Annotated in this window: 20 protein-coding genes, 1 tRNA gene, 1 other RNA gene, 1 pseudogene, 1 riboswitch and 1 other annotated feature; of the genes and pseudogenes, 3 read left to right on the top strand and 20 right to left on the bottom strand. The window is 39.8% G+C overall.

Annotation, left to right across the window (positions count from 1 at the left end; genetic code table 11):
* The first annotated feature begins 104 nt into the window (after positions 1–104).
* Positions 105–1,064, top strand: a complete 960-nt coding sequence (locus ACI3ES_RS03525) for a Dyp-type peroxidase (RefSeq protein ID WP_114666552.1) — start codon at positions 105–107, stop codon at positions 1,062–1,064.
* Between the two features lie 36 nt (positions 1,065–1,100).
* Here ACI3ES_RS03525 and dapB read toward each other — a convergent pair whose 3' ends face one another.
* The 16 genes and pseudogenes from dapB to ACI3ES_RS03445 form a co-directional block, all read right to left on the bottom strand.
* Complete coding sequence (gene dapB / locus ACI3ES_RS03520) at positions 1,101–1,826, bottom strand: 4-hydroxy-tetrahydrodipicolinate reductase (protein ID WP_114666551.1); 726 nt, start codon at positions 1,824–1,826, stop codon at positions 1,101–1,103.
* Positions 1,823–2,692, bottom strand: coding sequence for a 4-hydroxy-tetrahydrodipicolinate synthase (gene dapA, locus ACI3ES_RS03515; RefSeq protein WP_142511257.1), 870 nt, complete (start codon positions 2,690–2,692; stop codon positions 1,823–1,825). The genes dapB and dapA overlap by 4 nt, the downstream gene beginning before the upstream one ends.
* A gap of 2 nt (positions 2,693–2,694) precedes the next feature.
* Entirely contained in the window at positions 2,695–3,849 is a 1,155-nt protein-coding gene (locus ACI3ES_RS03510) for an N-acetyldiaminopimelate deacetylase (protein ID WP_114666549.1), read from the bottom strand.
* Positions 3,849–4,550 (bottom strand): 2,3,4,5-tetrahydropyridine-2,6-dicarboxylate N-acetyltransferase, encoded by a 702-nt coding sequence (dapD, locus tag ACI3ES_RS03505; RefSeq protein ID WP_114666548.1) that lies wholly within the window; start codon positions 4,548–4,550, stop codon positions 3,849–3,851. Before dapD ends, ACI3ES_RS03510 begins: the two co-directional genes overlap by 1 nt.
* 4 nt (positions 4,551–4,554) lie before the next feature.
* Positions 4,555–5,844, bottom strand: a complete 1,290-nt coding sequence (gene lysA / locus ACI3ES_RS03500; protein ID WP_114666547.1) for a diaminopimelate decarboxylase — start codon at positions 5,842–5,844, stop codon at positions 4,555–4,557.
* 84 nt (positions 5,845–5,928) lie between these two features.
* A riboswitch (Lysine riboswitch) is annotated at positions 5,929–6,096 on the bottom strand.
* 108 nt (positions 6,097–6,204) lie between these two features.
* Positions 6,205–6,549 carry a hypothetical protein gene (locus tag ACI3ES_RS03495; RefSeq protein ID WP_114666546.1) on the bottom strand — a complete coding sequence of 115 codons (345 nt, stop codon included), beginning with the start codon at positions 6,547–6,549 and terminating at the stop codon, positions 6,205–6,207.
* A gap of 15 nt (positions 6,550–6,564) precedes the next feature.
* A pseudogene (locus ACI3ES_RS03490) lies at positions 6,565–7,942 on the bottom strand (nicotinate phosphoribosyltransferase).
* Positions 7,935–8,486, bottom strand: coding sequence for a helix-turn-helix transcriptional regulator (locus tag ACI3ES_RS03485; protein WP_114666545.1), 552 nt, complete (start codon positions 8,484–8,486; stop codon positions 7,935–7,937). The pseudogene ACI3ES_RS03490 and the gene ACI3ES_RS03485 overlap by 8 nt, the downstream one beginning before the upstream one ends.
* 141 nt (positions 8,487–8,627) lie before the next feature.
* On the bottom strand, positions 8,628–9,302 hold the full coding sequence (locus ACI3ES_RS03480) for a VTT domain-containing protein (RefSeq protein ID WP_114666544.1): 675 nt from the start codon (positions 9,300–9,302) through the stop codon (positions 8,628–8,630).
* Positions 9,303–9,415: 113 nt separating this feature from the next.
* The gene (gene pepF / locus ACI3ES_RS03475; protein WP_267287036.1) at positions 9,416–11,239 is read right to left on the bottom strand and encodes an oligoendopeptidase F; all 1,824 of its coding nucleotides are present in this window, start codon (positions 11,237–11,239) and stop codon (positions 9,416–9,418) included.
* Between the two features lie 71 nt (positions 11,240–11,310).
* On the bottom strand, positions 11,311–12,687 hold the full coding sequence (locus tag ACI3ES_RS03470) for an amino acid permease (protein ID WP_407632022.1): 1,377 nt from the start codon (positions 12,685–12,687) through the stop codon (positions 11,311–11,313).
* Between the two features lie 85 nt (positions 12,688–12,772).
* Positions 12,773–14,734 (bottom strand): threonine--tRNA ligase, encoded by a 1,962-nt coding sequence (gene thrS, locus ACI3ES_RS03465; protein ID WP_114666697.1) that lies wholly within the window; start codon positions 14,732–14,734, stop codon positions 12,773–12,775.
* 89 nt (positions 14,735–14,823) lie between these two features.
* Positions 14,824–15,029, bottom strand: a binding site (T-box leader).
* Between the two features lie 190 nt (positions 15,030–15,219).
* A complete protein-coding gene (locus tag ACI3ES_RS03460) occupies positions 15,220–17,589 on the bottom strand; it encodes a DNA translocase FtsK (protein WP_114666541.1) in 2,370 nt (789 codons plus the stop codon).
* 157 nt (positions 17,590–17,746) lie between these two features.
* Positions 17,747–17,818, bottom strand: a tRNA-Glu gene (locus tag ACI3ES_RS03455).
* A 70-nt stretch (positions 17,819–17,888) separates the two neighbouring features.
* Positions 17,889–18,401: a tRNA (cytidine(34)-2'-O)-methyltransferase gene (locus ACI3ES_RS03450; protein ID WP_004915320.1), complete on the bottom strand. Its 513-nt coding sequence runs from the start codon at positions 18,399–18,401 to the stop codon at positions 17,889–17,891.
* Positions 18,398–19,555 carry an AI-2E family transporter gene (locus tag ACI3ES_RS03445; protein ID WP_114666540.1) on the bottom strand — a complete coding sequence of 386 codons (1,158 nt, stop codon included), beginning with the start codon at positions 19,553–19,555 and terminating at the stop codon, positions 18,398–18,400. Before ACI3ES_RS03445 ends, ACI3ES_RS03450 begins: the two co-directional genes overlap by 4 nt.
* Before the next feature lie 185 nt (positions 19,556–19,740).
* On the opposite strand from ACI3ES_RS03445, the gene ACI3ES_RS03440 reads away from it, so the two are divergent.
* Both ACI3ES_RS03440 and ACI3ES_RS03435 read left to right on the top strand, forming a co-directional pair.
* Positions 19,741–20,772, top strand: a complete 1,032-nt coding sequence (locus ACI3ES_RS03440) for a lactonase family protein (protein ID WP_004915325.1) — start codon at positions 19,741–19,743, stop codon at positions 20,770–20,772.
* Between the two features lie 177 nt (positions 20,773–20,949).
* Entirely contained in the window at positions 20,950–22,185 is a 1,236-nt protein-coding gene (locus tag ACI3ES_RS03435) for an MFS transporter (RefSeq protein WP_114666539.1), read from the top strand.
* A gap of 44 nt (positions 22,186–22,229) precedes the next feature.
* Here the strand turns inward: ACI3ES_RS03435 and ACI3ES_RS03430 are convergent, their stop codons facing one another.
* The 4 genes from ACI3ES_RS03430 to ACI3ES_RS03415 all read right to left on the bottom strand — a co-directional run bounded on the left by ACI3ES_RS03430 (position 22,230) and on the right by ACI3ES_RS03415 (position 25,330).
* Entirely contained in the window at positions 22,230–23,705 is a 1,476-nt protein-coding gene (locus tag ACI3ES_RS03430) for an ABC transporter substrate-binding protein/permease (protein WP_004915330.1), read from the bottom strand.
* A gap of 157 nt (positions 23,706–23,862) precedes the next feature.
* Positions 23,863–24,235, bottom strand: an RNA gene (rnpB, locus tag ACI3ES_RS03425) — RNase P RNA component class B.
* Positions 24,236–24,264: 29 nt separating this feature from the next.
* Complete coding sequence (locus ACI3ES_RS03420; protein WP_114666538.1) at positions 24,265–24,684, bottom strand: DivIVA domain-containing protein; 420 nt, start codon at positions 24,682–24,684, stop codon at positions 24,265–24,267.
* Between the two features lie 76 nt (positions 24,685–24,760).
* The gene (locus tag ACI3ES_RS03415) at positions 24,761–25,330 is read right to left on the bottom strand and encodes a DUF1273 domain-containing protein (protein WP_114666537.1); all 570 of its coding nucleotides are present in this window, start codon (positions 25,328–25,330) and stop codon (positions 24,761–24,763) included.
* Between the last annotated feature and the right edge of the window lie 5 nt (positions 25,331–25,335).

The following is a 25,335-nucleotide window of genomic DNA, read 5'->3' as shown; positions in this document are numbered from 1 at the left end:
TATGTGATTTCAGACACAGTAGCAAAAAGAGTTATTTAGAATGATTATTGATTAAAACAATTAATTGGCGTATGATAGCACTAGTTTAATAATTGGAGGGAAAAATGACAGTTAATCCATTAAAAGCGCAAGATGTTTGGAAAGATGTTGGTGAACATGTTCAATTCACTGTACTCAAGTTCAAGAGAATAGATCGCGCAAAAACACAAGCGGCAATTCAGGAATTCGCGGATCGCTCACAGGCAATTATTCGCTCGTTACGCATTCGTGATTCTCATTTGGCAACAGAATCAAGCTTGAAAGTTGCCATGGGATTTAGTGAAACAGCTTGGGAATATCTTTTCCCAAATCAACCTAAACCTGCTGAATTAGAAACATTCAGCGGCGTTAAGGGCCCAGAATACGAAATGCCTGCTTCCACTGGTGATTTGTTTTTTCATATACGCGCTAGCAATGAAGCTGTTGTCTACGAGGCACAAACACAATTTATGCGTTTTCTAAACAATATCACTGACGTAGTCGATGAAACTAAGGGATTCCGCTATTTTGAAGGACGTGCAATCATTGGTTTTATTGATGGTACGGAAGCACCAGCTGTTGAAGATGCTGCAGATTATGCGCTTATCGGCGATGAAGATCCAAACTTTACTAATGGATCTTATGCTTTTGCCCAAAAGTGGCGTCATAATATGGACTTTTGGGGCCAACTTAATAATGAAACACAAGAAAAAGCAATTGGTCGTGAAAAATTTACCGATCTAGAATTAGAAGATGATGACAAATTCAAAAATGCCCATAATGTTGCGTCAAAATTTGAAAAAAATGGTGAAGAACAAAAAATTGTTCGCATGAATGTACCATTCTCAGATCCAGCTTCAGGCAACACTGGCACTTATTTCATTGGGTATTCACGCTATTGGTCAGTTACCAAGGGCATGCTAACTAATATGGTCGACCAATCTGATTATTTACTCACTTTTTCAGATATTTTATCTGGTCAACTTTTCTTTGTTCCTTCTCGCGATACTTTAGCTGACATCGCCGAAGGTGTTTATAATCAATAAAAAAAAGTTACTTCAGTTCACTACTGAAGTAACTTTTTAGTTTAATAACTGGTCTAAGCCAATCACGAGGTGATCTAATTTTGTAACGGCATTTAATGACATAATGACACCTGGCACAAACGCAGCACGACTAGTTGTGCTTTGTGACAAGGTGAGTTGCTCATCAATGCCGCCAAAGTAAACTGTTTGTTGCGCAATATAACCTGGTAAACGCATCGCGTGCACAGGCACATCATCAACTCTTTCGCCACGCGCTTCACCAACACTTGTTTGTGCTGGTGCTTTTTGTCGTGAACTAGCAATCATCCGTGCAGTCTGTTTTGCAGTGCCAGAGGGTGAGTCCACTTTTTTGGGGTTATGTGCTTCAACAATTTCCACATCTGGAAAGTATTGCGCTGCCGTTTTTGAGAATTGCATTAACAATACAGCTGACAAACTAAAGTTTGGGACAATTAAAATACCATTTGTCGCTGAAGCTTTAAGGTGAGTGACTTGCGCATCGCTTAAGCCTGTCGCACCAATGACTAATGCCATATTATGAGCAATTGCGTACTGGGCGTTCTCATATACGGTCGCTGGTGTGCTCACATCAAGCCAGATATCTGCTGATACATCAATGTCTTCAAGAGATGTCCAAACTGGTATGTCACTATTATGCTGATGACCACTTAAAATGCCAACAATTTCATAATCGGCCTTGAGACCATTTTGAATCGCCTCACCTAATTTGCCGAAACCACCTGCTAAAATAATTTTTGTCATGAATTCTCCAATAAATCATTCAGATGTGCCTTTTCAGCTTCAGCCAAGGCTAAAATAGGCAATCGAACATCTTCTCTAATCAAACCAAGATCAGCCAGTTTTGTTTTAACTGGTGCTGGAGATGGGTAAGCAAACAGTGCATTCATTCTTGGCGTCAAATACCGTTGCAACCTGCCGGCTTCTTGCCAATTATTTGCAGCCATCGCTTTAAATAACGCTGTCATCTCATCACCATATAAGTGTGAAGCAACTGAAATAGTACCCGCCCCACCCACAACGTAAGCTGATAAGGTCATCGCATCTTCACCAGTATAAACTGAGAAATCAGTCGTACCAGCAACTTCAGCTGCAATTAAATCAACCGAGGTTGTTTCTTTGATAGCGTTGATGTTCGGATGCTTTGCAAGCTTTAAAACACTATCTAGTGTCAAACCAACCACGGTACGGCCCGGAATATTGTAAAGCATGACTGGTTTGCTAGCGGCGTCTGCGATGGCTTCAAAGTGGGCGATCATCCCTGCCTGACTGGGTTTATTGTAGTAAGGTGTAACCGCTAAAATACCATCAACGCCTGTAATAGCGCTTAATTCGCGCGCTGCCATAATAGACTCTTTAGTATTATTAGAGCCAGCGTTAGCAATTACTAAAGCACGGCCACTAACTTGTTGGACAATATGCGTGGTTAAAGCCAGCTTTTCTTCGTGAGTTAATGTGGGAGATTCGCCGGTTGTACCTGCAACAACAAAACCTTGCGTACCATGCTGCAACAAATGCTCTATCAAACTATCCAATGAGTCATAATCAATACTGTCATCGGCTGTAAACGGTGTTACAATTGCGGTGATTAAACGAATTTTTTCGTACATTTTCAATCTCCTTGCGACATGCGATAAACTAAAAAGGATTTAAGGGCCAAAAATCCGGGCATCAGTGCTGCTTCATCAATGTTAAGCTTGGCGCTATGAAGTGGATGGGAATCGTTTACGCCTAACCACAACATCACGCCAGGAATATGCTGTAATAAATACCCAAAATCCTCGCCCGTCATAGCAGGCTTGGCTAATTCAAAGTTAATATTGTCATTTTCCGTCATATAATTAATCAAATTTTCAGCCAATTTTGGATCATTTTCCACTGGTAAATAACTACCACTTTCCAAAGACACTTCGATAGTCAAATCATTGGCTAAAGCAATGCCATCAGCTATTTTTTGAATGCGTGACATCATCGTTTTCAATCCAGCTAATGTCATGCTACGTACTGTACCTTCCAAATGAACACGATCTGGAATAACGTTATTTGCGAAGCCACCTTGAATTGTGCCAATACTGACAACGCCACCTTCAATTGGATCAACACCACGCGAAACAACTGTTTGTAACGTTGTAATTAACTCCGCAGCGCCTACAATTGGATCATGAACCAAGTGAGGATAGGCTGCATGACCGCCTTGGCCAATTACATCAACCTTTAACTCAGCAGTACCAGCAAATAAAGTGCCTGCTAACGTACTCAAAGTGCCAGCAGGCAAATCAGGTTGATCATGAATGCCATAGAATTCATCTGGTCGCCATTGACCTTCAAATAAATTCAAGTCATAGGCTAATTTTCCACCACTCTTTTCTTCTTCTGCTGGTTGGAAAAAAATAATGACATGATCTTCTGGCTGATGTTCACTAAAATATTTAGTAATGGCTAAGGCCAAACTCATGTGAACATCATGCCCGCAGGCATGCATGCGACCATCGTGTATTGAAGAAAATGGTAGCTGCGTATCTTCTGTAATTGGCAAAGCATCAATATCTGATCGATAACCAATTGTTCTTTTAGGATGGGAACCCTCAAATCTTACTAACAAAGCTGTCGGTAGCTCTGGTACCTCTCTTATGGTCATAAAATCGGTCTGCCATGACTGAACTTTTTTGAGCAAATAATCATGTGTTTGAAATTCAGATAAAGCTAGTTCTGGTATTTGGTGTAATTCACGCCGAAATGTCTGTATATCTGCTTCAGAAACTGTCATTAAAGACTCCTTAGTGCATCAATTAAAGCGGTTTTTTGTTGCGTTTGTTCATCGATTGTTTTGATTACTTTGGCAGGTACACCAGCAACCACCGTGTTTGCCGGTACATCTTTGGTGACAATCGCACCAGCAGCAACAACGGCTCCATCCCCAACTTGCACACCTTCAATGACAACCGCATTTGCACCAACCAAAACATTATCTCCAACTCGCACAGGTTGGGCAGATGCTGGTTCAATCACACCCGCCAGTACGGCACCAGCGCCGATATGTGAATTTTTACCAACAATCGCACGGCCACCAAGGACGGCTCCCATATCAATCATTGTCCCCGCGCCAATCTCGGCACCAATATTAATGACGGCACCAAGCATAATCACAGCTGAATCACCAATGCTAACTTGATCACGAATAATAGCGCCAGGCTCAATTCGAGCATTGATAGCCTTTTTGTCCAGCAACGGTACTGCTGAATTACGTGAATCATTTTCAATCAAAACACTGTCTTCTGGCAAATTTGAAATCAATGGCGCAACATCAGCCCAATCACCAATCAATTGACCAAAAATATCATTACCAAAATGTTTGACTTGGTCTGGTACCTCGGCATTAAGTGATCCTTTATAGGTCACTTTCACAGGTGTTTTTTTGGGTGCATTTGCAATAAAGTTGATCAAACGTTGTGCTTCATTTTCAGGCATTCTACTATTCTCCTAAAGTATAATCTCGGTCTAACGACACTAAATGTTCAAATGTTTCTCGTTCTACAACCAATTGGTGTTGGCCGTTTTCGACAAATACCACTGCTGGTCTGGGATTACGATTATAATTCGAGGCCATGGCATAACCATAAGCACCCGTTGCATTTACCGCTAAGATATCCCCTGGTTTTGTGGCTGGTAAAGCTTGTTGCCAGACTAATACATCACCAGATTCACAATATTTACCAGCAACTCGAACGACTTCTTCAGTTTGAGCATTCGGTTGATTAGCTAACACCGCTGTGTAATTAGCTTGATATAACGCCGGTCGAATATTATCACCCATACCACCATCAACGGCCAAATAATGGCGAATATCAGGAATGTCTTTTCTTGAGCCAATTGTATACAGTGTTTTCCCAGCTGGTCCAACAATTGAGCGTCCAGGTTCAATCCATATTTCTGGCATTTTCCAATCATATTCAGCAGCTTTTGCTTTCAATACACGAATAATAGCCTGTGCAAATTCACTTTCAGGTAACGGTTTATCCTCATCAGTATATTTAATACCAAAACCACCACCGGCGTTAATGACTTCAGGTTGCCACCCCCAAGCATTAGCCGTGTCAGCGAGGAGCGCAGCGTTTTGTTCAAAACCAGTAACATCAAAAATTTGTGAACCAATATGTGCGTGCAAACCACGTAAGTTTAAATGATCATCATTGATGGCGATGTCAAAAGCCTCTTTCGCCTGCCCAGATATTAAATCAAAGCCAAATTTACTATCTTGCTGACCCGTACTGATAAACTCGTGTGTATGTGCTGAAATGCCAGGCGAAATTCGTAACAGAATGTCCTGTTTAATGGCATTTTTTTCAGCAATTTCAGAAAGTAATTTTAGTTCTAAAAAATTATCGACAATAATGGTTCCGACACCTTCTTTAACAGCAAATGTCAATTCGTCATAACTTTTATTATTACCATTAAAACTTAAATGCGCTGCTGGGAAGCCAGCAGCTAGCGCTGTATATAATTCACCACCAGACACCACATCTGCATGAATGCCTTCCTGAGCGACAACTTGATAGATTGCTTTTGTGGCAAATGCTTTTCCAGCATAACTAATCACAAATGGAATCTTTTCTTGTTCAAATACTTGCTTAAAAGCACGGATTGTCTGTCTGATATGACTTACATCATAAACATACAGCGGTGTACCATACTTTTGCGCTAATTCAATGGTGTCGACGTCTTCAATTGTTAAATGTTGATTCGTATTCGTTGGATAACTCATGCTTTCCCCTTATTCACAATAAAAAGCCATTAGTCTGAGCCTCACGGTCACAGTCTAACGGCTTTTTAATTTACCAATTTTGACAGTTGCCATAGCTCACCGCACGTGTGCGACAGTCTAACGGTTCTTAACCCTTAGCCCAACACGTTTCATTTGTAGATAAAACGTATTTCGGCGACGTCCCCTAACCTACCATCAACCCCTACAAGAGCTCCGGCAGGCGCAATGTCAATCGCAACCTCTATGTGAAATATATAAGTATTTTTAACTATTATCCCTTGAAAATTAGAAAATGTCAAGGTAATTATTTACTTGTCTTTAATCTTAACTTATAACCTTGTTTTGTGAACAACATATTGATTAAAATTCTTGATCAATAAATGTTAGCCCAAGCTCTTTACCATAACGTCTTATTGTTGATTCTGCTAAGTTCATTTCAAAAGCTAAATCAATGTAACTAGTCATCCCTTGATGAAACAAAACTTGCATTTGCGCTTTTCTTTCATCTTTTCCGATAGCCGATTCAGTGCCTAATGCTTTAATGCAACGCCCAACCATGCCTGTTTCAGGTTCACTAATTGGTTGATGATCACGTTTATCACGTTGACGCCATGCTTGTGCTGCGGCTTTTTCATCTAGTCGTGTGACTTTGACTGACATATCGTCTTCACTTGGTTGTTTACTAAAATGATAGTTTAATCCCACTTGTTATTAGTCCTTTCACTCATGATTGTTGGCGCGAGCCAATATGTCTGCACCATTAATTGGTGACACAATCCCATTATGGTAGACTACCTCTAATAGATCTTCACCAGGTTCGTTTTGTGAAACAGTGATGATTTTATGGTCACGCTGAATGACTTTCAAACGTCCCGATTTTGATGCCTTTGAGACATCCGTTTTAGGCTTTTTTTGAATGTTGAGATGATCGCCGTTAGATTTCTCGGCATACGCGGCTTTAATAGCAAACCGTTCGGTATCACGTGTAAATCCTTCTTGTAGCAAACCACCACCAGAACCAACGACCAGATTATCAGCTGACCACCCTTCTGCCAGCAGCTTTTCATAAAGTGATACGATGGTATCAGCTTTCATACCGTCGCCCTGAATGATACCAACATTATGTTTAATAACGCGATAGCCTTTATCGTTTGTTTCCGTACCAAAAATGTCAGCCAAACAACTTAATACCTCTAAATCAATCTGTTCAGGATCACCGGAATCAGGACGCAACACTATTCTACCTGAACGTTTCATGATTCTTGACTTCATTGAATCAGATCCAATCACATTTTTGACAAAGTTGATGGCATCATAAGAATCTATCACGATCGACAAAACAGCATCTTCTGGTGCACGATCAAGTTGCGCATTCACGTAATCAAATTCACCTTGTCCATCACCATAAGCAGTTGCAACCGAATGTTCGGTCGCCCAAACGGACAAAGCCCGACCCGCAATACCATATACATTCTCAAAGTATTGCGACGCCGCCAAATTATCGGATCCTTGAAAATGTAACAAGTGCGCAGCGCCACCGCGTTTGCCAGATTCCAAACTCGTAGCGCCTCGCAGTCCAAAATCATTCACCGCTAAAAACAAACCATCAACTGAACCAGACTGCTCAAACAATGGCCGCAAACGTTTTTTTATCACCATAGAATTAGTGGCAATTGTCGTTGGATACCAGACATGCATTAAAATGACTTCCAAAGCATTCAATGTTGTGGCAAACCACGGTGCTGTCGTTTCAATTGTAAATAACGCATTCCCCGTTGGCACAGTCATGCCTTCAGGTAATGCCTTGATAGTGACAGGAAAGTAGCCCAAGTCACGAACTTTTTCCCAGACATTACGATTAAAGTAAGCCGATGTTCCAAATGTTTGTAAAGACATTTTTTCAGCTTCGTCTATCATATCATCAGTAATTTTGATATGAAAATAATCATGTAAAATCATCCCCAAACCAGCTTACTCGATCAAACTGACCACCTACGCGTGCTTCGCCATAAGAATATAACTTAGTAATATTATCAGGATACTGTAAATGGTGGGTCAACTTATAAGCATCCGTCGCTATAATTAAATTTTCAGCCATGCTTTATCTCCGTCAATTCAGTCGTGACAAGCATACGAGTTACGTCTGTAAACGTTTCACCACTATGGCGAATCAAGCGCCAATCATATTCTTTATCATCGTTAAATTCATCGATATAGGGTTCAAACTCACCATCAGTTTGTAAAATTAAATAGCCAGCAAAAGCGGCAACAAATTCTGACTCTGTTTCGACAATTCGTGTTAATTGATTGTTATCAAAAAAGCCAACTGCTAATTTATCGGAGCCCCACTGACCTTCAAATGACCATTTTAAGGTAATCCAATCTGACATTGTTATGCCAAGATTTAACAAATAGTCGACAGATAAACGAATGTGAATAGGATGCGCTAGTTTTTGTGTCTCGATACCTTTGGCATCCAATTGTGCTGAAAAAATACCACTGAGCGCTTCTAGTTCACTGACCGTTGGCATGATGGTTTCATTTTCCCAAGCTAAAACGGTTTCACTTTCAACATCAAGTGCATCAGCAATTTCTTGACGGGTCATTTGGGTTAACTGTTGTAATTTTTCAATATTATTCATGTTTTCATCTCATACCACCGGCATTCCCGATGGGTCTATCTCATTTTCTTTCTATTGTAACACGAGAGCAATCATTACTTAATTGAATTTATCATAAAACCACCTGATATAGTGGTATATCAGGTGGTTTTATGATAAATATTATTTTTTAGATAATTTTTTTTGTCGACGTGAAATCATTGCTGAACGAATAATGCCAATAATCGTTGGCAACAGTGTTACCAGAGCAATCCCTAAAATAATGATAGAGAAATGCGCCTTAACAAACGGAATATTGCCAAACAAGTACCCTGCCCCCGTGGCAATCAAACTCCACGTAAACGCAGCAATCACGCTGTTTTTCAAAAATCGGCCATACGGGAACTGACTAATACCTGCCACAAACGGCACAAAGGTTCTCACAATCGGCATGTAACGCGCAATAATGATGGCAACCGCGCCCTTTTTCTCGAAAAAGCCCTCTGCTTCTCGAATATGCTCCTCTTTAATGAAGCGCCCAATTAATGGGTGCCTAATCAGCTGATACCCACCTGTTCGGCCAATCCAAAAATTCAATGAGTCGCCCAAAACGGCTGCAAAAAAGAAAACAAACATAAATACCCAATGATTCAATCCAGCATTGAGTCCAGCCGGCGTGGCAGCAATTGCACCCGCAGCAAATAACAAAGAATCCCCAGGCAAAAAGGGCATAATGACTGCGCCAGTTTCAATAAAAATGACTGCAAATAAGATAAGATATGTCCATAAACCAAATGATTGCACCAAATTAGCAATATGAGCATCAATGTGTAGAATAAAATCAATTAAAAAAGCCATGATGAGTTTGCGCCGACCATAATCTGAAACAGCGACGCATTTTCCTTCCAATTTCAGTAATTCTATTTTACCACATCGTTATCTTGACAGCCCCCGCAAGTATTGATAACGATTTATTTAGTCGAAAAAAGTTGTTCTAGGGTATTAACATCTTCTTCAAAATTCGCAAAAACACTATCAAGATACTCCCCACTGACCATATCAACCCCTGCTGACTTAATGAGATTAACTGGATAATCGACGCCACCTGAAGCCAAAAAACGGCGATAGTTATCCAGCGCTTGCTTGTCACCACTCAAGATTTTATTAGCAATCGCACTAGCCACCGCATACGCTGTAGCATATTGATAGACGTAAAAATTGTAGTAAAAATGTGGCACGCTGGCAAAATGAAATGCGTAACTATCATCTAAATAATCGTCAACAATCCGATCACCATTAAATTGCTTTTCTAATTGTGTCGCCATTTGATTCAATACGGTTAATGACAAGGCTTGACCATTTTGTTCTGTTTGGTAAGTCATTTGCTCAAATTCTGCAAACTTTACCTGAGTAACAAATGTTCCCAAAAAACTAGCAATTGATTTTGTACGCAAATAAATTTGCGCTTCACGGTCATTTTGGTATTTTTTAATCAGATAATTTTGCAATAAAATTTCGTTGAGCGTAGAGGTAATCTCGGCATTGAAAGTTGCCGCTTCACTATATTGAACGGGTTGTGTTTGATTACTTCGGACACTATGTATCGCGTGGCCCAATTCATGCACCAAAATATTAGTGCTATACAACTTATTTGTCCAATTTAATAAAATATACGGATGAACTGTTGCAATACCAATTTCAAAACCACCAGAAGACTTACCAATATTTTCTGCGACATCAATCCAGCGATTATTTAATGCCTCTTTCACTTGGTTAACGTAATCCTCACCAAGTGGCTTCAATGCCTCTAGTGCCAGCTTTTTCCCCTCTTCATAGGTTGTTGGTAAGAAATCTTTGCCAGTTAATGGTACAGATAAGTCATAATGATGTAATTGCTCAACCCCAAGCATTTTTTTCCTTAAATCGTAGTAGCGGTAAACCGTATTGATGTGTTCATGGGTTTTACTAATGAGCACGTCGTACAATGCTTCAGGAATATTGTTTTGTGCCAATTGCTGTGAGCGCGCACTGTGATAGCCACGTAACGCAGCAATCGTATTTTGACTGTGAACATGGGTATTATAAAGTTTAGCCATGGTATGCGAAACGCTAATATGCGCGTGCGCTATCATATCAACAGCTTTTTTTCTGATGTCGCGATTTTGTGACTGAATAAACTGTGAAGCATTCCCCATGGTTAATTCAATTTCATCGCCATTTTCATCTCTCAATGTGCCAAAGTTCAAATCAATATCATTAAGCGTATCAAAAACATCATTGGGACTCTGAAGAGTTGCGTTTAACACACCCAATAATTTTTCTTCTGTCGCTGTTAATTGATGGGCACTATTTAAACGAATTTTGTCAAAATAAAATTGATAATGCAACAATTTTGGCTCTTGCGTCATATATGACTGCAGTTTATCGGATTCAATGCCTGATATTTCAATTTTGTAAAAAGCTGTCCCTGCGTAAAAAGTTGCCATGAGCTCGTCAGATGCCCCTTTAACTTGCTGAGCAACTGGATTAGTCATGTCACTAGCATACAAAAGTTCTGCATAAGCCCAAGTTTTATCAATATTAACGTCGATCACATTCACTAACTTTTCAGTTGCAAGCAATAAATTTTGAGCGCTATCACCCAGATGATCTTTAAAGGACGAAAAATGATTAATTGTATCTGTCGTTTGTTGGCACGCCTTCTCATAGTCTGCCGGCGTTTTAAAAATATCAGTTAAATTCCAAGTCAGATTTACCGGAACTTCTGACCGTTTTAGTTTTCTTTTATGAGCCATGATGAATTTTTCCTTTTTATAATCTAATATTCATCATATCGTTATCAAATAAAAAAGCAAGTCACTAGGACTTACTTTTCAAGACTAATTGTTTTAGGCTGCCTCATCGCGATGAAACCAAAGACAATGAGCCATATCGTTGAACCAAGCGCCGGAATACGCGACTCTGGATTAAAAAATAAGGTTATGAACACAAAAACAAAGAATATAATGGCCATTGGCACCAAAACCTTTGGCGCAATAACCAAGAAACCATCCGGCATATAATTGTCTGATTGAGGATAACGCATATAAGCAATCAAAATAAGCACATAAATCATCAAAAACAGATCTGTGGATGCACTTGTCACAAAACTAAAAGCGTTTGTAATCGTTGGAATTAATGAAATAATTGCAGAAAATGCAATCATTAGAGATGTAAACAAAATTGCTCTCACCGGTAATTTAGCATGAGACATTTTGCGGAATGGTTTTATAAATGAGGCTTTTGACTGATAGGCCAAGGCATAAAAATTTCGACTAGCACTAAATAACACCGAATTCAAAGCCGATGCCGCACTAGTTAATACGACAAAGTTTACCAAAGCTGCTGCCCATTTAATCCCAGCCAATTGGAATATCATAACAAACGGGCTTTGATTAGCAGGAATTTTTTGCCAAGGATAAATCGTCATAATAATGAATAATGCACCCAGGTAAAAGAACAGAATTCGCCACGGGATTTGATTAATTGCTTTTGGCAAGACAGCACGAGGGTTCTCAGTTTCTGCCGTTGTCATACCAATAAATTCCATTCCAACAAAGGCAAACATCACCATTTGAAAAGCATTAATAAAGTTACCAACACCATTTGGAAATAGGCTAAAATGATGCCAGACATTACTGAATGCAACATCACCAACCGTCGTTTTAAAGCCCGTCAAAGCCATGATGATACCTGTGGCAATCAGTGCCAAAATAGCTACGATTTTAATCATTGCAAACCAAAATTCCGTTTCACCATACAAAGCAACCGTAACCAAATTAACACATGTCAATAATACCAAAATCACGACTTGAATCAGCCAACTTGGCAAATCTGGTAGCCAAAACTGAATGTATTTTGCAACAGCTGTCAACTCAGCCATGCCCATAAATACAATTGTTAGCCAATACGACCACCGTGCAAAGAAACCCGCGCGATTACCAATATACTTGGTAATAAACGTGATAAAAGTGTGCTGCGTTGGATCTGCATATAGCAACTCGCCAATCGCACGCATCATAACAAACATAAAAAATCCAATGATTAGATAAACGAACAGTATGGACGGCCCAGCAAAATGAATTGAATTTCCAGCACCCATAAACAAACCTGTCCCAATTGTGCCGCCAATAGCAATTAATTGAACGTGTCTATTTTTCAAACCATGTTGCTGCGGTTGATGACTCTCTTTTGTCTCTGACATATTAATATTTTACTTCTCCTCTTACTGCAAAGCACCCTGCGAAATTCGTAGGGTGCTTTTGTTAACAACGCCATAATTGAACTTTTTAATCGTTTACTTCACGTGAATAGTGTGAAACATCAGTCAATATGATGTTTTGGAAATCTTCAAATGACATGGTTTGTGTCTTGTCTTCCCCATACTTACGGACTGTGACAGTTTGACCATCCACTTCAGAATCACCTAGAACCAAAGTATATGGAATTTTGTTCGTTTGTGCCTCACGGATTAAATAGCCCATCTTGGCATCCTTTGTCTCAACGTGTGCACGCAAGCCAGCGGCTTGCAATTTTTGTTGAATATCTCGAGAATACTCACCATGCGCATCAACATTAACGGGAATGATTTGCACTTGTAATGGTGCTAACCATGTTGGGAAAGCGCCCTTATACATTTCAATCAAGTAAGCTGTAAAGCGCTCCATTGTGCCCACAATACCACGGTGTAACATAACCGGACGATGGTTAGCTTGTCCATCAGCACCAATATAAGTCAAATTAAAACGTTCTGGTAACAAGAAGTCCAGTTGAATGGTAGACATTGTTTCTTCACCACCCAATGCTGTTTTAGTTTGGACATCTAATTTTGGACCGTAAAAGGCAGCTTCACCTTCTGCTTCAAAGTAATCAAGGTTAAGATCATCCATTGCGCGTTTCAATTGCGCTTGAGACTTTTCCCACATGTCATCATCATCAAAATACTTTTCTGTATTTTTAGGATCACGATACGACAAACGGAAACGATAGTCAGTGATGTCAAAGTCACGGTAAACTTCCATCATCATTGTCAAAATTGACTTAAATTCTTCTTCAAGCTTTTCAGGTTCCACAAATGTATGCCCATCGTTTAAAGTCATTTCACGAACGCGTGACAATCCTGTCAAAGCCCCTGATTTTTCATAACGATGCATCATACCTAGCTCTGCAATGCGCATTGGCAATTCTCGATATGAACGTGGCTTATGCTTGAAGACCATAATATGTGAAGGACAATTCATTGGGCGCAACTCTAGGAATTCGCCATCACCCATATCCATTGGTGGGAACATATCTTCACGATAGTGATCCCAATGCCCCGACGTTTTATACAAATTCAGGTTCGACAACACTGGTGTATAAACATGTTGGTAGCCATTTGCTAATTCTTTGTCGATAATATAACGTTCAACTTGTCGACGAATAGTTGCACCATTTGGTAACCACACTGGCAACCCAGAGCCAACTTCTTGACTAGTAAAGAACAAGTCTAGATCACGACCAATGGTACGATGATCACGTTCTTTAGCTTCTTCACGACGTTTAACCTCAGCATCGACGTCCGCTTGTTTCCATTCAGCAATACCATAAATACGTTGCATCATTGGATTAGATGATTTACCACGCCAGTAGGCTCCGGCAACTGAAGTTAATTTGAAATGTTTTACCCAACCTGTTGATGGCACAAGTCCACCTTTGTCTAATTCAACATGATCGCCTTGAACAGCAATTGTGATTTTCTCATCGGCTGGCAAATCATTAATGAGTTCAATCTTGTATGGATCATTTTTAAATAATGTCAACGCTTCGTCACGTGAAATTTCACGTGATACAATTGGCAAATCTTCTGCAACAATCTTGTGCATCATGGCTTCAATTTCCGCAAAATCGTCAATTGAAACTTGATTACCTGAACCGTTATCAGTGTCGTAATAAAAGCCATTATCAATAAATGGTCCAACACCAAAGTGCATATTAGCAAACTTAGGAATGCGTTTTAAGGCTTGCGCCAACAAATGAGATGCTGAATGACGTAAAAGTTCCAACGCTTCATCATCACTTGTCGTAATTAATGCGAATTCGCCATCATTTTCAATCGCATCATTCATGCCAACATATTGACCATTCAACTTAGCGGAAACTGCTTTTTTGGCCAAAGACTTTGAAATCCCAGCTGCAACCTCAATTGGCTTTGTACCTGCTGCAAAAGATTTTACAGCACCATCTGGAAATGTTAATTGAATTTCTGTCATATACTTTCCCTCTTCATCATAAATAATCAAATTACGTTTCGAAACCCTGCGCAACACTTGAAAAAAGCGTCCCTCTGAGCCAAAAGGCTCAAAGGGACGCTTTACCGTGGTACCACCCAAGTTTTGCATCATAAGATGCAACTTAAATGACAATTAACGGCGTCACCCGAATGAATTTCGTTACCTACTTATCACCACTCAAAGGTAGTCTATCAAACTTACGCTGTTCATTTCCACCAAACATGAACTCTCTTTAAACGCACAGTAATCAAGTTGTCCTCATCAAAGTTTCTAAAAACAATCTTAGCACTGTTTTAGAACTTTTGCAATTTATTTTTTCAAATCCACTAATACCTGCTTCAAAGCATCATGGGCAACGTCATCATGATCAAGAATACCATTGTCATATACGTTTTGTAATGCTGCTATTTGTTCTTTTGATAATGCCATTATATTACTCTCCTTTTATATCACTTGTTTTACACTTACTGTTCAATACCGGAACTGCCATCCGAAACATTGACGTGCCGCGGTCTTGAACCATCAGCTGGGCCAATATAGCCACTTGCTTCTAAGTCATCAATTAATCTGGCAGCTCGATTATACCCAATTCTAAATCGTCGTTGTAATAACGAAGTCGATGCCTTTTGTTGTTCAATCACAAATTGCAATGCGTCTTGGAACAATTCATCTTCACTGTTACCATCCGATATATCACTACCATCTTGCGCAACTTCTTCATCTGTCACCGTCATAGCTTCAGAATACTGGACTTCTTGCTGCGCTTTAACAAATTCTACCACACTAGTAACATCAGCGTTACTAATGAAGGCACCTTGCACACGTTGTGTTGGCTTACCAGGTGGCGCAAAAATCATATCACCTCTGCCTAACAGCTTTTCTGCACCGTTACTATCCAAAATCGTACGTGAATCAATGCCTGAAGCCGTTCTAAAAGCAATTCTACCAGGAATGTTACTTTTGATAGTCCCATTGACCACTTTAACATCTGGACGCTGAGTAGCCAAGATCATATGAATTCCAGCAGCTCTGGCTTTGGCACCTAATCGTGCAATTGAAACCTCAATTTCACTACCAACCGTACTCATTAAATCTGCAAACTCATCAACAATTGCGACAATGTAGGGCATTTTTTGCATGATAGGCTCACCTGTTGCAATAGCACCAGCATTTTGTTTATCAACCGCAGCGTTATATTCACCGATATTCCGTTTGCCAAATTGCGCTAACAATTTGTAACGATTTTCCATTTCGTCAACTACTTTTTGCAATGATTTGGCAGCTTTTCTTGGCTCAGAAACAACTGGTGTTAGCAAATGTGGGATCCCATTGTAAATCGATAATTCAACTACCTTCGGATCAACCATCATCAATTTAACTTCATTAGGCTTAGCACGAAGTAGAATTGAAATGATAATGCCGTTGAGTCCCACAGATTTACCAGATCCTGTTGAACCGGCAATCAATAAATGTGGCATGGCTGATAAATCGGCCATAATAATATTACCTGTAACATCTCTGCCAAGTGGCACATTTAGTGGATTATCATCAAACGGTGCATGTTCAATCATATCTCGGAATCCGACAGTTGCTTGTGTATCATTTGGTACTTCAATACCAACATATGGTTTTCCTGGAATCGGTGCCTCAATACGTATTGATTTAGCCGCCAAGGCTAACGCCAAGTCATCTGCCAAATTAGCAATGCGGTTAACTTTAACTCCCTGTCCAGGTTTTAATTCATACTGCGTAACGGTTGGTCCCAATGAGACACTGGTCACTTCCGCTTCCACACCAAAACTTTGTAATGTGTCATGAACTAGGCGTGACTTTTCAGTCAAACTTTTAAATTCTTTTGTTTGATCCGCCGGAGGTACCTGTGTCAACAATTCTGCTGATGGCAGTTGATAATCTGGATTATTTGCTTCTGGTGTATCGGTCGCTAGCGATACTTCTTCATCAGCCTCTGATAATGTTGTGGCAGGTGTTACCACTTCCTCTGACGGTTTATTTTCATTATTCGTTACTGGACCATTCCACTTAATTTCTGGTTCAATAAATTCGTGGCTTTGAGGCAACTCGTCAGTAACCTTTTCAGCCTGATTGTCCATTTCTGACGCAGCCGAATGATCAACACCTAATGGATTATCGCCATAATCAGTAATATCTTTTTTACGTCCGTTTTTATTGAAAAAAGGCTCACGTTTAGGGGCGTTAGCCCGTTGTTCTTGAATATATGCCACACCCGCTTGTGCCTTCTCAACACTTTTTTCAGCAATATCACGAGCTGGAATTCGGAAAAATATAATCACACCAGCAAATAATAACAATGTCGTGACAATCCAAGTACCAACATTTGACATTAACATGAACAACACATGGTATATTGCCGCACCAACAACGCCACCCCCAAGTGGTGTGTTAGCTGCTTGATTCGCAAAATCTTGCTTGATAATACGAATGACTTCATTTACATATCCTGTACCATCTTGCAACGTATAAGTAAAGAACAGTAACGAAGAAATAACTTCAATGGCAATAAATGCCATACCGGCTCCCATCCAAAAATGTCCAGCGATTTTAGGCAACTTTCGCATGAGCATATAATATAGCATCCCGACTGTTAAGGGAACAATAATTGCAAAATAAACGTTACCAAAGAAAAAGCGGAAAATATTCGCTACAAAAATGCCAATCAAGCCCAGCTTAAAAGTACCCAAAACACCTAGAATAGCGCTAATTAATAACGTCAAATTTCTAGCAAGTGGATGTTGCTGTTTTTTTGAACGTGAACTGGTTGTTCGTCGTTTTCTGGTTGTTTTTCTGGTAGCCAAAATTATTACCTCATATATTATTAACGCTCTATTTTATCATGTTTAAAATGCGAACGCGTGTTCATCTTTAATTCTTAAGAATTGCTTAACTGTCAATAAAGTCATTTAATTTCAATAATTATACACAAAAAGCCGCAACCGAAGTTGCGACTTTTAGTAGCTCGTGAGAGAATCGAACTCTCGATTCCGCCGTGAAAGGGCAGCGTCTTCGCCACTTGACCAACGAGCCATGGTCTTTGTTATTTCACTGCTGAAACAACTATATAATCATAACAAGATTTTGTAGTGACGTCAACCCCTTATTTTAATTTATCTTGTTCATAAGTATGAACAGTATCAAGATTTGGAAACGACTGTTGACGTAGCGCCTCATAGATGACAATGGCAACAGTATTTGACAAATTCAGAGATCGAATATGTGTGTCGTCTTGTGGAATCCGAATTGCCTTTTCTGGGTTTTGACGCATAAACACTTCTGGTAAACCAGTGGTTTCTTTACCAAAAAGGAAGTAGTTATCCCCATCAGCTTGTGTATAATCAGGCTCTGTATAATCTTGGTTCGCAAACTTAGAAACGAGATACAAATGATCCGTAGGTGCCAACGTTTCCAAAAAATCCGGCAAGCTTGGATGCCTTACCAATTGCACGTGGTCCCAATAATCGAGACCAGCCCGCTTAACATGTTTGTCATCTAAATCAAAACCTAGAGGCTCAATTAAATGTAAAACAGCGTCCGTACCAGCAGTTGTACGCGCAATGTTACCTGTATTAGCAGGCATTAAGGGTTCAAATAAAACAACATGATTAGTCATTTTTCAACGGTTCCTTCCACTTTAAACAATTCTGAATTATGTCGCCACCACTCGTATATGTGTGTCACTAGAACTTTCGCAACAGCATATGTTGGAACGCCTAACACAACACCTAATACACCAAAAATATGGCCACCGCTTAACAATACCACAATGACAGTGACAGGGTGAATAGACAGTGCTTCACCCAAAATTTTTGGGGCGATCACATGGCCTTCTATGGGCTGTTCAATTACCAAAACAATTATCGCCAAAATTAACAACTTTGGTCCCCCAGCAATTAACGCCACTGTAAACACTGGCACTTGGGCAAGAATAGATCCTACATACGGAATCATATTAAAGAAGCCAGCCATCAAAGCCAATAATATACCATACGGTAACCCAATAACTGTATAACCAATCGAGAACATGATAATAACCGCTAACGCAACACCGAGCTGTCCACGAATGTATTGTGCCACTTGCGAACTCACTTCTCTCAACAAATGATAGACAGATATTTGTGCCTTTTGTGGGAATTTATCAGCCACAACAGCTGAAAATTTATGTCCATCAAGCAACATGTAATAAAGGATAAAAGGCGTAGAAACCATCGTTACACCAATTGAAGTTAGCGTCGACGCAAACGAACTAATGCCAGCAACACCACTCGTCAAATACTTTTTACTCCAATCAATCACATTTTGGTTGATATCCGCATTTGTATGATTTAGGTAATCACGAATAAACTTAAATTGATCAGATGCAAATGTGTCGTTAATAAAGCGTTCACTCGTGCGCCAATATTGTGGCCAATTATCAATAAATGACACAACTTGTGTGCGTAATACCATATAAACAGCAACAATCACCCCAGCAATGACTGCTAAAAGTGCAATCAATACAATGCCAATTGATAAATTTCTGGGTAAATGAACATGCTTTTCCAATAAGTTTACCAATGGACTCAGCAAATAATACAAAACCCCTGCAATAATAATTGGGGCACCCACTGCCGTAAATAAAGCTCGCATAGGTTCAAACACAAAACGAACTTGCCAAGCCAGAAAAATAATCAGTAAGATTAGCAGTATCACAATAAGTCCATTGAGTAAGTTGTTGCCAGAAAACCATCGTCTGTACCATGACTGTTGTTCTTGGTCTTTTAACATAAATATTCCCCGATTCATCACGTTTATTATTATTTTACCATAGAAATAAAAATCATGTTGCTAGCCAAAATCGCGCTGTTTCATCATGCTTTTCAGGCATAATGACAGCTCCGTTAACAAAGAAATTTGTGAAAAGGCTTACATTCGAGTATAATAAATTTAGACATTTTAAAGGAGTCCTTATCATGGCAATTTATAAAATTTTGTTTGGCACCTACACAAAAAGAATCTCAAAGGGATTGTATGAAGCGGAACTTGATACTGAGAAAAAGCTATTACAAAACCCAACACTTGTTGGTGAACTCACTAATCCAACCTATCTTGCAGTCTCAAAGGCAAACAAGGTTTACGCGGTTGAAAATCGTGATGGTCAAGGTGGCGTTGTCACCTTTGATAATTCTGTACGCCCGCTGGCTGAAATTGATGCGCAACTCAGCGAAGGATCTGCTCCAGCCTATATTGGCGTAGACGAAGCGCGACAATTAGTATACGCCGGCTACTACCATCGTGGTACTGTGGAAGTTTATCACATTAATGCCGATGGTAATTTGACATTAACTGATCAATGGCAAAATGAAGGTTCAGGTCCACGCCCAGAACAAGGGTCATCACACATTCACTTTAGCAATTTGACACCAGATAATCGTTTAGTTGCTGTGGATCTTGGTGCTGACGAAGTCATTACTTTCGATGTCTCTGATGATGGCAAACTTACTGAAGCATCACGCTTCACAACTGAAGCTGGTTTTGGCCCAAGACATATTCGCTTCTCACCAGATGGTCAATACGCCTACCTGCTTGGAGAATTGTCAAGTTTGCTGAGTGTGCTAAAATATAATTCTGAAGATGGTTCTTTCGAACACGTTCAAACTGCCTCTACAATACCCGCAGACTGGACAGAACATAACGGATCAGCAGCTCTTCGTTTGAGCAAGGACGGACACTACATCTACGCCTCAAACCGTGGGCATAATTCAGTTGCCGTATTTAAAGTTTCAAATCTTGGTGCAGAAATTGAACGAATCCAACTCATTAGCACTGAGGGAGAATTTCCACGTGATATGAATTGGGACAAGGACGAACAATTCTTAGTTGTTGCTAACCAAGATACAGATAACGTATCGTTATACGGTCGTGACAGTGAGTCTGGGGAACTGACACTTTTGCAAAAAGACTTTGCTATTCCTGAAGGCGTTCGAGTAACTTTTGAATATTAAATTTAACTACAAAAAAACCACTTTGAGTGTACACACCAAAGTGGTTTTTTATATTATCAGGTTGCATTGAAAAAAAATTAAGCGTATAATCAAATCGTTTGAACTATCACAAGACTTAGATAATTCTAACCAGCAAATAAAGATTACCTGTGAGTAATCATTTCAAGGAGAATTAATATGCAACAAACTGGTATGTCCCCGCTCAATGCGCACCATTTTAGTGCTTACCAAAAAAAGGTAATCGCTTCTACTGCAGCAGGTTTCGGGTTGGAAAACATGGATGTGATGTTTTTGTCATTTACACTTTCATCTATGATTGTTGATTTGCATATATCAGGTGCAGCAGCTGGCCTGATATCATCAATCACAAACTTAGGTATGCTGATTGGCGGTCTCTTTTTTGGCATATTAGCTGACAAGTATGGCCGAGTAAAAGTCTTTACATACACTATCTGGATTTTTGCAATCGCAACAGCATTAATGTTTTTTGCCAAAAATGTCTATTGGGTCTACGCTCTGCGTTTTCTTGCTGGAATAGGTGCTGGCGGTGAATATGGTTCTGGAATGGCTATTATTGCTGAAAGTTTTCCAAAAAGAGCTATCGCCAAAGTAACATCCCTTTCAGCTATTGGTGGTCAAATTGGCGCCATATTGGCAGCAATTTTGGCAGCCGTAATTTTGCCAATGTTTGGTTGGCATACACTTTACGTCTTTGGTTTACTACCCGTCATTTTGATTTTCTTTATTCGCCGACACTTATCGGAAAGTAAAGTGTTCACTGATATGCAAGCTAAGCAGACCAGCACCGAGTATCGTCCGGGTTCCATTACAGCATTATTTGCAACACCAGCGCAAGCATGGCAAACAATTGCTTTAATGATTATGGTTATGGTCCAAATCGCTGGCTATTTTGGACTTATGAACTGGCTGCCATCCATCATGCAAAAACGAATTGGGCTCACTGCTGCAAGCTCCTCTCTCTGGATGATTGCCACAATAATTGGGATGAGCCTTGGCATGCTAACTTTTGGCGCAATTATGGATAAATTTGGCGCAAGACGTGCTTATACCATATTTCTGATTGCTTCAGCACTTGCAGTTTTTGTATTAACAATGGCGTCAAACAAAGTAGAATTACTTCTAGCACAAATGTTAGTTGGTTTCTTTGCAAATGGTATGTATGGTGGTTATGGTGCCATTATGGGCCATTTATACCCCACGGAAATTCGTGCCACTGCCAATAACACCATCATGAATTTTGGTCGTGCAGTTGGCGGATTCTCGAGTGTTCTCATTGGCTTTCTAATGGATCGCTATTCATTGGTCATCGTCATGGGATTTCTATCTGTCTTGTATCTGATTAGCCTAAGTGTCATGCTCACTATTCCAAAACTAAAATCAAAAACAATCTAAAAAGACTTGATTTCTAATCAAGTCTTTTTTAATAGCTCTTAATATTATCGAGATGTCCTGTTCATACGATTTTCAGCATAACCCAGTGCTCGGCTAATACCAAATGTTAAGACAAAGTAGATTAATGATGTAATCACCAATGGGAAAAATGGCTTAAAGGATGCGCCTTGGACAACACCTGTTTGAAACATCAACTCACCAACACCAATGACAGATACGACGGAACCTTCCTTGATGACAGTCACAAACTCATTTCCCAATGCTGGCAATATGTTTTTAACGGCTTGCGGCAAAATAATATAACGCATTGCCTTGCCCTTAGACAAGCCTAACGAACGCGCCGCTTCGTTTTGGCCATTATCAACGGAGTTAATACCAGAACGGATGATTTCTGCCACATAGGCGGCAGAATTTAATCCCATGGCCAAAGCACCAGCAGCAAAGGCAGACAAATTGAATCCAATCACTTGTGTACCGAAAAATACCATAAATGCTTGAACAAGCAGTGGCGTGCCACGGACATATTCAACATATATATTACCAATTGCTTTTAGGATAAAATTAGGTGATAGCTTAAATAATGCGAATATCGTACCTAATATAACGCCAATCACAACAGCAATAGCGGCTAACGCCAGCGTTAGCAATGTGCCTTTAATAAATAAGTTACCGTACTTCGCCCAGAAAGACTGATCAGCAAACATTAACTTATTGGCTTTTTTCTGATATGCTGCCAATTTTCCAGATTTGACAATCTTAGTGATCGAAGCATTAATTTTTGACTTCAAGACTGGTGAGTTTTTGGGCATAGCTACTGAAACTGCCCCTTCACCTGAAGCAGGCTTTGGATAAATAATTTTGAAAGTTTTATTTTGTTGTGTATATGCTTTAGAAATTGGTTCATTCAACACAATTCCAGCTATCTTGCCAGTTGATAACTGTGCAACCAAATCAGGCACTTTTTGCAGGCTAACTAATGTTGAGCTACTCATGTTATCTTGAACATAAGTTTCTTGAGTCGTTTGCTTTTGGGCACCAATTTTTTTACCAGCAAAGGAAGACAAATTACTCGAATATTTGCCAGCATCCTTTTTAAGGACCATTATTGTTTGCAATGGCTTCAAATAAGCCTGCGAAAAGTCAACAACTTGTTCACGTTCCGGTGTTGCGTTAATACCTGAAATGATAACGTCGATCTTACCAGTCTGCAGGGCACCTATCAGACCGTCAAATCCCATTTCTTTAATAACTGGCTTAACGCCTAAGTCCTTGGCTATTTGCTTAGCCATGTCAACTTCAAAACCAACAATTTGATCACGTCCATTAACAGTCGCGTGAAATTCAAAAGGCGCATAATCGGCTGACAAACCAATCACCAATGTACCTTTCTTTTTGATTTTAGTCAATGCTGGATCGGTTGTTGCTGCGTTCACCTTAGTTTGACCTAAAGTTCCGACAAATGGCATTAACATAATTGAAAGCATTGCTACTATCATTATTTTTTTAATTATTTTCTGCATATCCAAATCTCTCCTTGTGCTGTATCACAATAATAACAGTTTACGCGATAATGAATTTTTATGCAACATTATTTTCTTTTTATACAAAAAATAACTGCATACCCTTGCTTTTTATTCATTAAAAAAACTCGCCGAAGCGAGCTTACCTGATATAAGTATCTGTAGGCCATGTTTTGTTCCAGTGATATGCAGGTACATATCACCTTCGGTAATCATCTATCTAAGTTCAATTGCTTAAACCATACCGATCATCGTTTCATTTTACTAGATCAGCCGCCCCTACCAAAAGTTTGGGTTGCCCGCTTGTGGGGTTTACCTCGTCTCAAATGCCAATTTTCACTGACATATACGTTTCTATGGCACCTTCGTATCTATTCAGACATAGCTAGAAGCCTTAGCCTTTTCGATCGCCGTGGCATCACTGCCCCCGGGTTTATTCTTTATCCCGGCACAAACACTACACCCATCTCAGAGTGTGCGAGCATGGACCTTCCTCACGTCAGAAATATGACGCGCAATTACCCGATACTTATACAACAACAACAACAACAATCATATTTTACGCGTTTTCATTTTCAGAGTGGTCACGACCAAAAACAGCACGTTCCAAGTTAGCAACACGTTTAATCAGATCCAAATTAGTAACAGTATTAGCTGAAGGTGCAACAGGCTTAACCTCTGGCGCTGGCGTAACAACAGGCGATACTGCCTCAACCACGGGCGCCGCAGGTGCAACATTAGCAGCTTGAACGCTCTGTTGTTTTACAAGGACTAATTGATCTTGCGCATCTTTTAATGCTGTCTGTAAACGCGCAACTTCACCTTGTAGTTGCTCAATACGACCACCAAATGCACCATAATCTTTTATGATATCATCTAAAAAGCTATCGACATCGGCCGGATCATATCCGACACCCATGCGCTTTTGCTTAAAAACACGTTCTAAAATATCTTTTTGCGTGTATTTTACTTGTTCCACAAGACACACCTCGTTTAATTTTTTAACTTAATTTATATTACCAATAAATTCTCAGAATTACAAGAAAAATAAACAATTATTCATCAAATATTATATTTTCTATACGTTGTTCTTCGTATTCCGTAGCGTAATCTTGTAACGCCATCATATCAATTTGTGTCAATGGGTAGGGCGTTTTCTTTTGATATGCTTGAATAATTTGACTGTCAAACTGGGTTTTTCCTGGATAGTCTGCGTCATATATTAATAATGCACCATCCGTATGTGAAAGCATAAATTGTTGGTAAGCTCTGAGCTGCTCTGAACCTTGATACTCTTGAGCAGACACACTCTCTGCGAAGTCGCTCTGTGCAATCAAGTCGTGCAGCTTTTCTTGATTTTTTGATTGCCATTGCCCGCCAAAGTTTTTAAAAGGCAGCATCATAGCAACTTTTAAATTTGGATAGTCCCTTTTCAATTCTTGAACAACCGACACCACCCATTGCTCAATTCCCAACTGACCACCTGTGATAACCCACTCTAACCCTTCATCCAATTGCGTCTTTAATGCCTGTTTCAATGCAAATTTAATCACCTTAATTTTGGGATCTTGATCACCAAAAGTACCAAGCTCATAATTACGATATCCGGTTACCCATAGCCGCATTTTTC

It is taken from the genome of Leuconostoc falkenbergense, assembly GCF_045801155.1.
Lineage (GTDB): Bacteria > Bacillota > Bacilli > Lactobacillales > Lactobacillaceae > Leuconostoc > Leuconostoc falkenbergense.
The sequence above is the reverse complement of the archived record's forward strand: the minus strand, read 5'-3'. Positions and strand labels throughout refer to the sequence as shown.

Excerpts from the sequence above, each read along its gene's own strand:
- ACI3ES_RS03435 (WP_114666539.1), top strand. The coding sequence starts at position 20,950 with ATGCAACAAACTGGTATGTCCCCGCTCAATGCGCACCATTTTAGTGCT.
- ACI3ES_RS03510 (WP_114666549.1), bottom strand. The coding sequence starts at position 3,849 with ATGACAGTTTCTGAAGCAGATATACAGACATTTCGGCGTGAATTACAC.
- ACI3ES_RS03440 (WP_004915325.1), top strand. The coding sequence starts at position 19,741 with ATGGCAATTTATAAAATTTTGTTTGGCACCTACACAAAAAGAATCTCA.
- ACI3ES_RS03430 (WP_004915330.1), bottom strand. The coding sequence starts at position 23,705 with ATGCAGAAAATAATTAAAAAAATAATGATAGTAGCAATGCTTTCAATT.
- dapA (WP_142511257.1), bottom strand. The coding sequence starts at position 2,692 with ATGTACGAAAAAATTCGTTTAATCACCGCAATTGTAACACCGTTTACA.
- dapD (WP_114666548.1), bottom strand. The coding sequence starts at position 4,550 with ATGCCTGAAAATGAAGCACAACGTTTGATCAACTTTATTGCAAATGCA.
- ACI3ES_RS03415 (WP_114666537.1), bottom strand. The coding sequence starts at position 25,330 with ATGCGGCTATGGGTAACCGGATATCGTAATTATGAGCTTGGTACTTTT.
- lysA (WP_114666547.1), bottom strand. The coding sequence starts at position 5,844 with ATGAGTTATCCAACGAATACGAATCAACATTTAACAATTGAAGACGTC.
- ACI3ES_RS03525 (WP_114666552.1), top strand. The coding sequence starts at position 105 with ATGACAGTTAATCCATTAAAAGCGCAAGATGTTTGGAAAGATGTTGGT.
- ACI3ES_RS03470 (WP_407632022.1), bottom strand. The coding sequence starts at position 12,687 with ATGTCAGAGACAAAAGAGAGTCATCAACCGCAGCAACATGGTTTGAAA.
- thrS (WP_114666697.1), bottom strand. The coding sequence starts at position 14,734 with ATGACAGAAATTCAATTAACATTTCCAGATGGTGCTGTAAAATCTTTT.
- ACI3ES_RS03480 (WP_114666544.1), bottom strand. The coding sequence starts at position 9,302 with ATGGCTTTTTTAATTGATTTTATTCTACACATTGATGCTCATATTGCT.
- dapB (WP_114666551.1), bottom strand. The coding sequence starts at position 1,826 with ATGACAAAAATTATTTTAGCAGGTGGTTTCGGCAAATTAGGTGAGGCG.
- ACI3ES_RS03450 (WP_004915320.1), bottom strand. The coding sequence starts at position 18,401 with ATGACTAATCATGTTGTTTTATTTGAACCCTTAATGCCTGCTAATACA.
- ACI3ES_RS03445 (WP_114666540.1), bottom strand. The coding sequence starts at position 19,555 with ATGTTAAAAGACCAAGAACAACAGTCATGGTACAGACGATGGTTTTCT.
- ACI3ES_RS03485 (WP_114666545.1), bottom strand. The coding sequence starts at position 8,486 with ATGAATAATATTGAAAAATTACAACAGTTAACCCAAATGACCCGTCAA.
- pepF (WP_267287036.1), bottom strand. The coding sequence starts at position 11,239 with ATGGCTCATAAAAGAAAACTAAAACGGTCAGAAGTTCCGGTAAATCTG.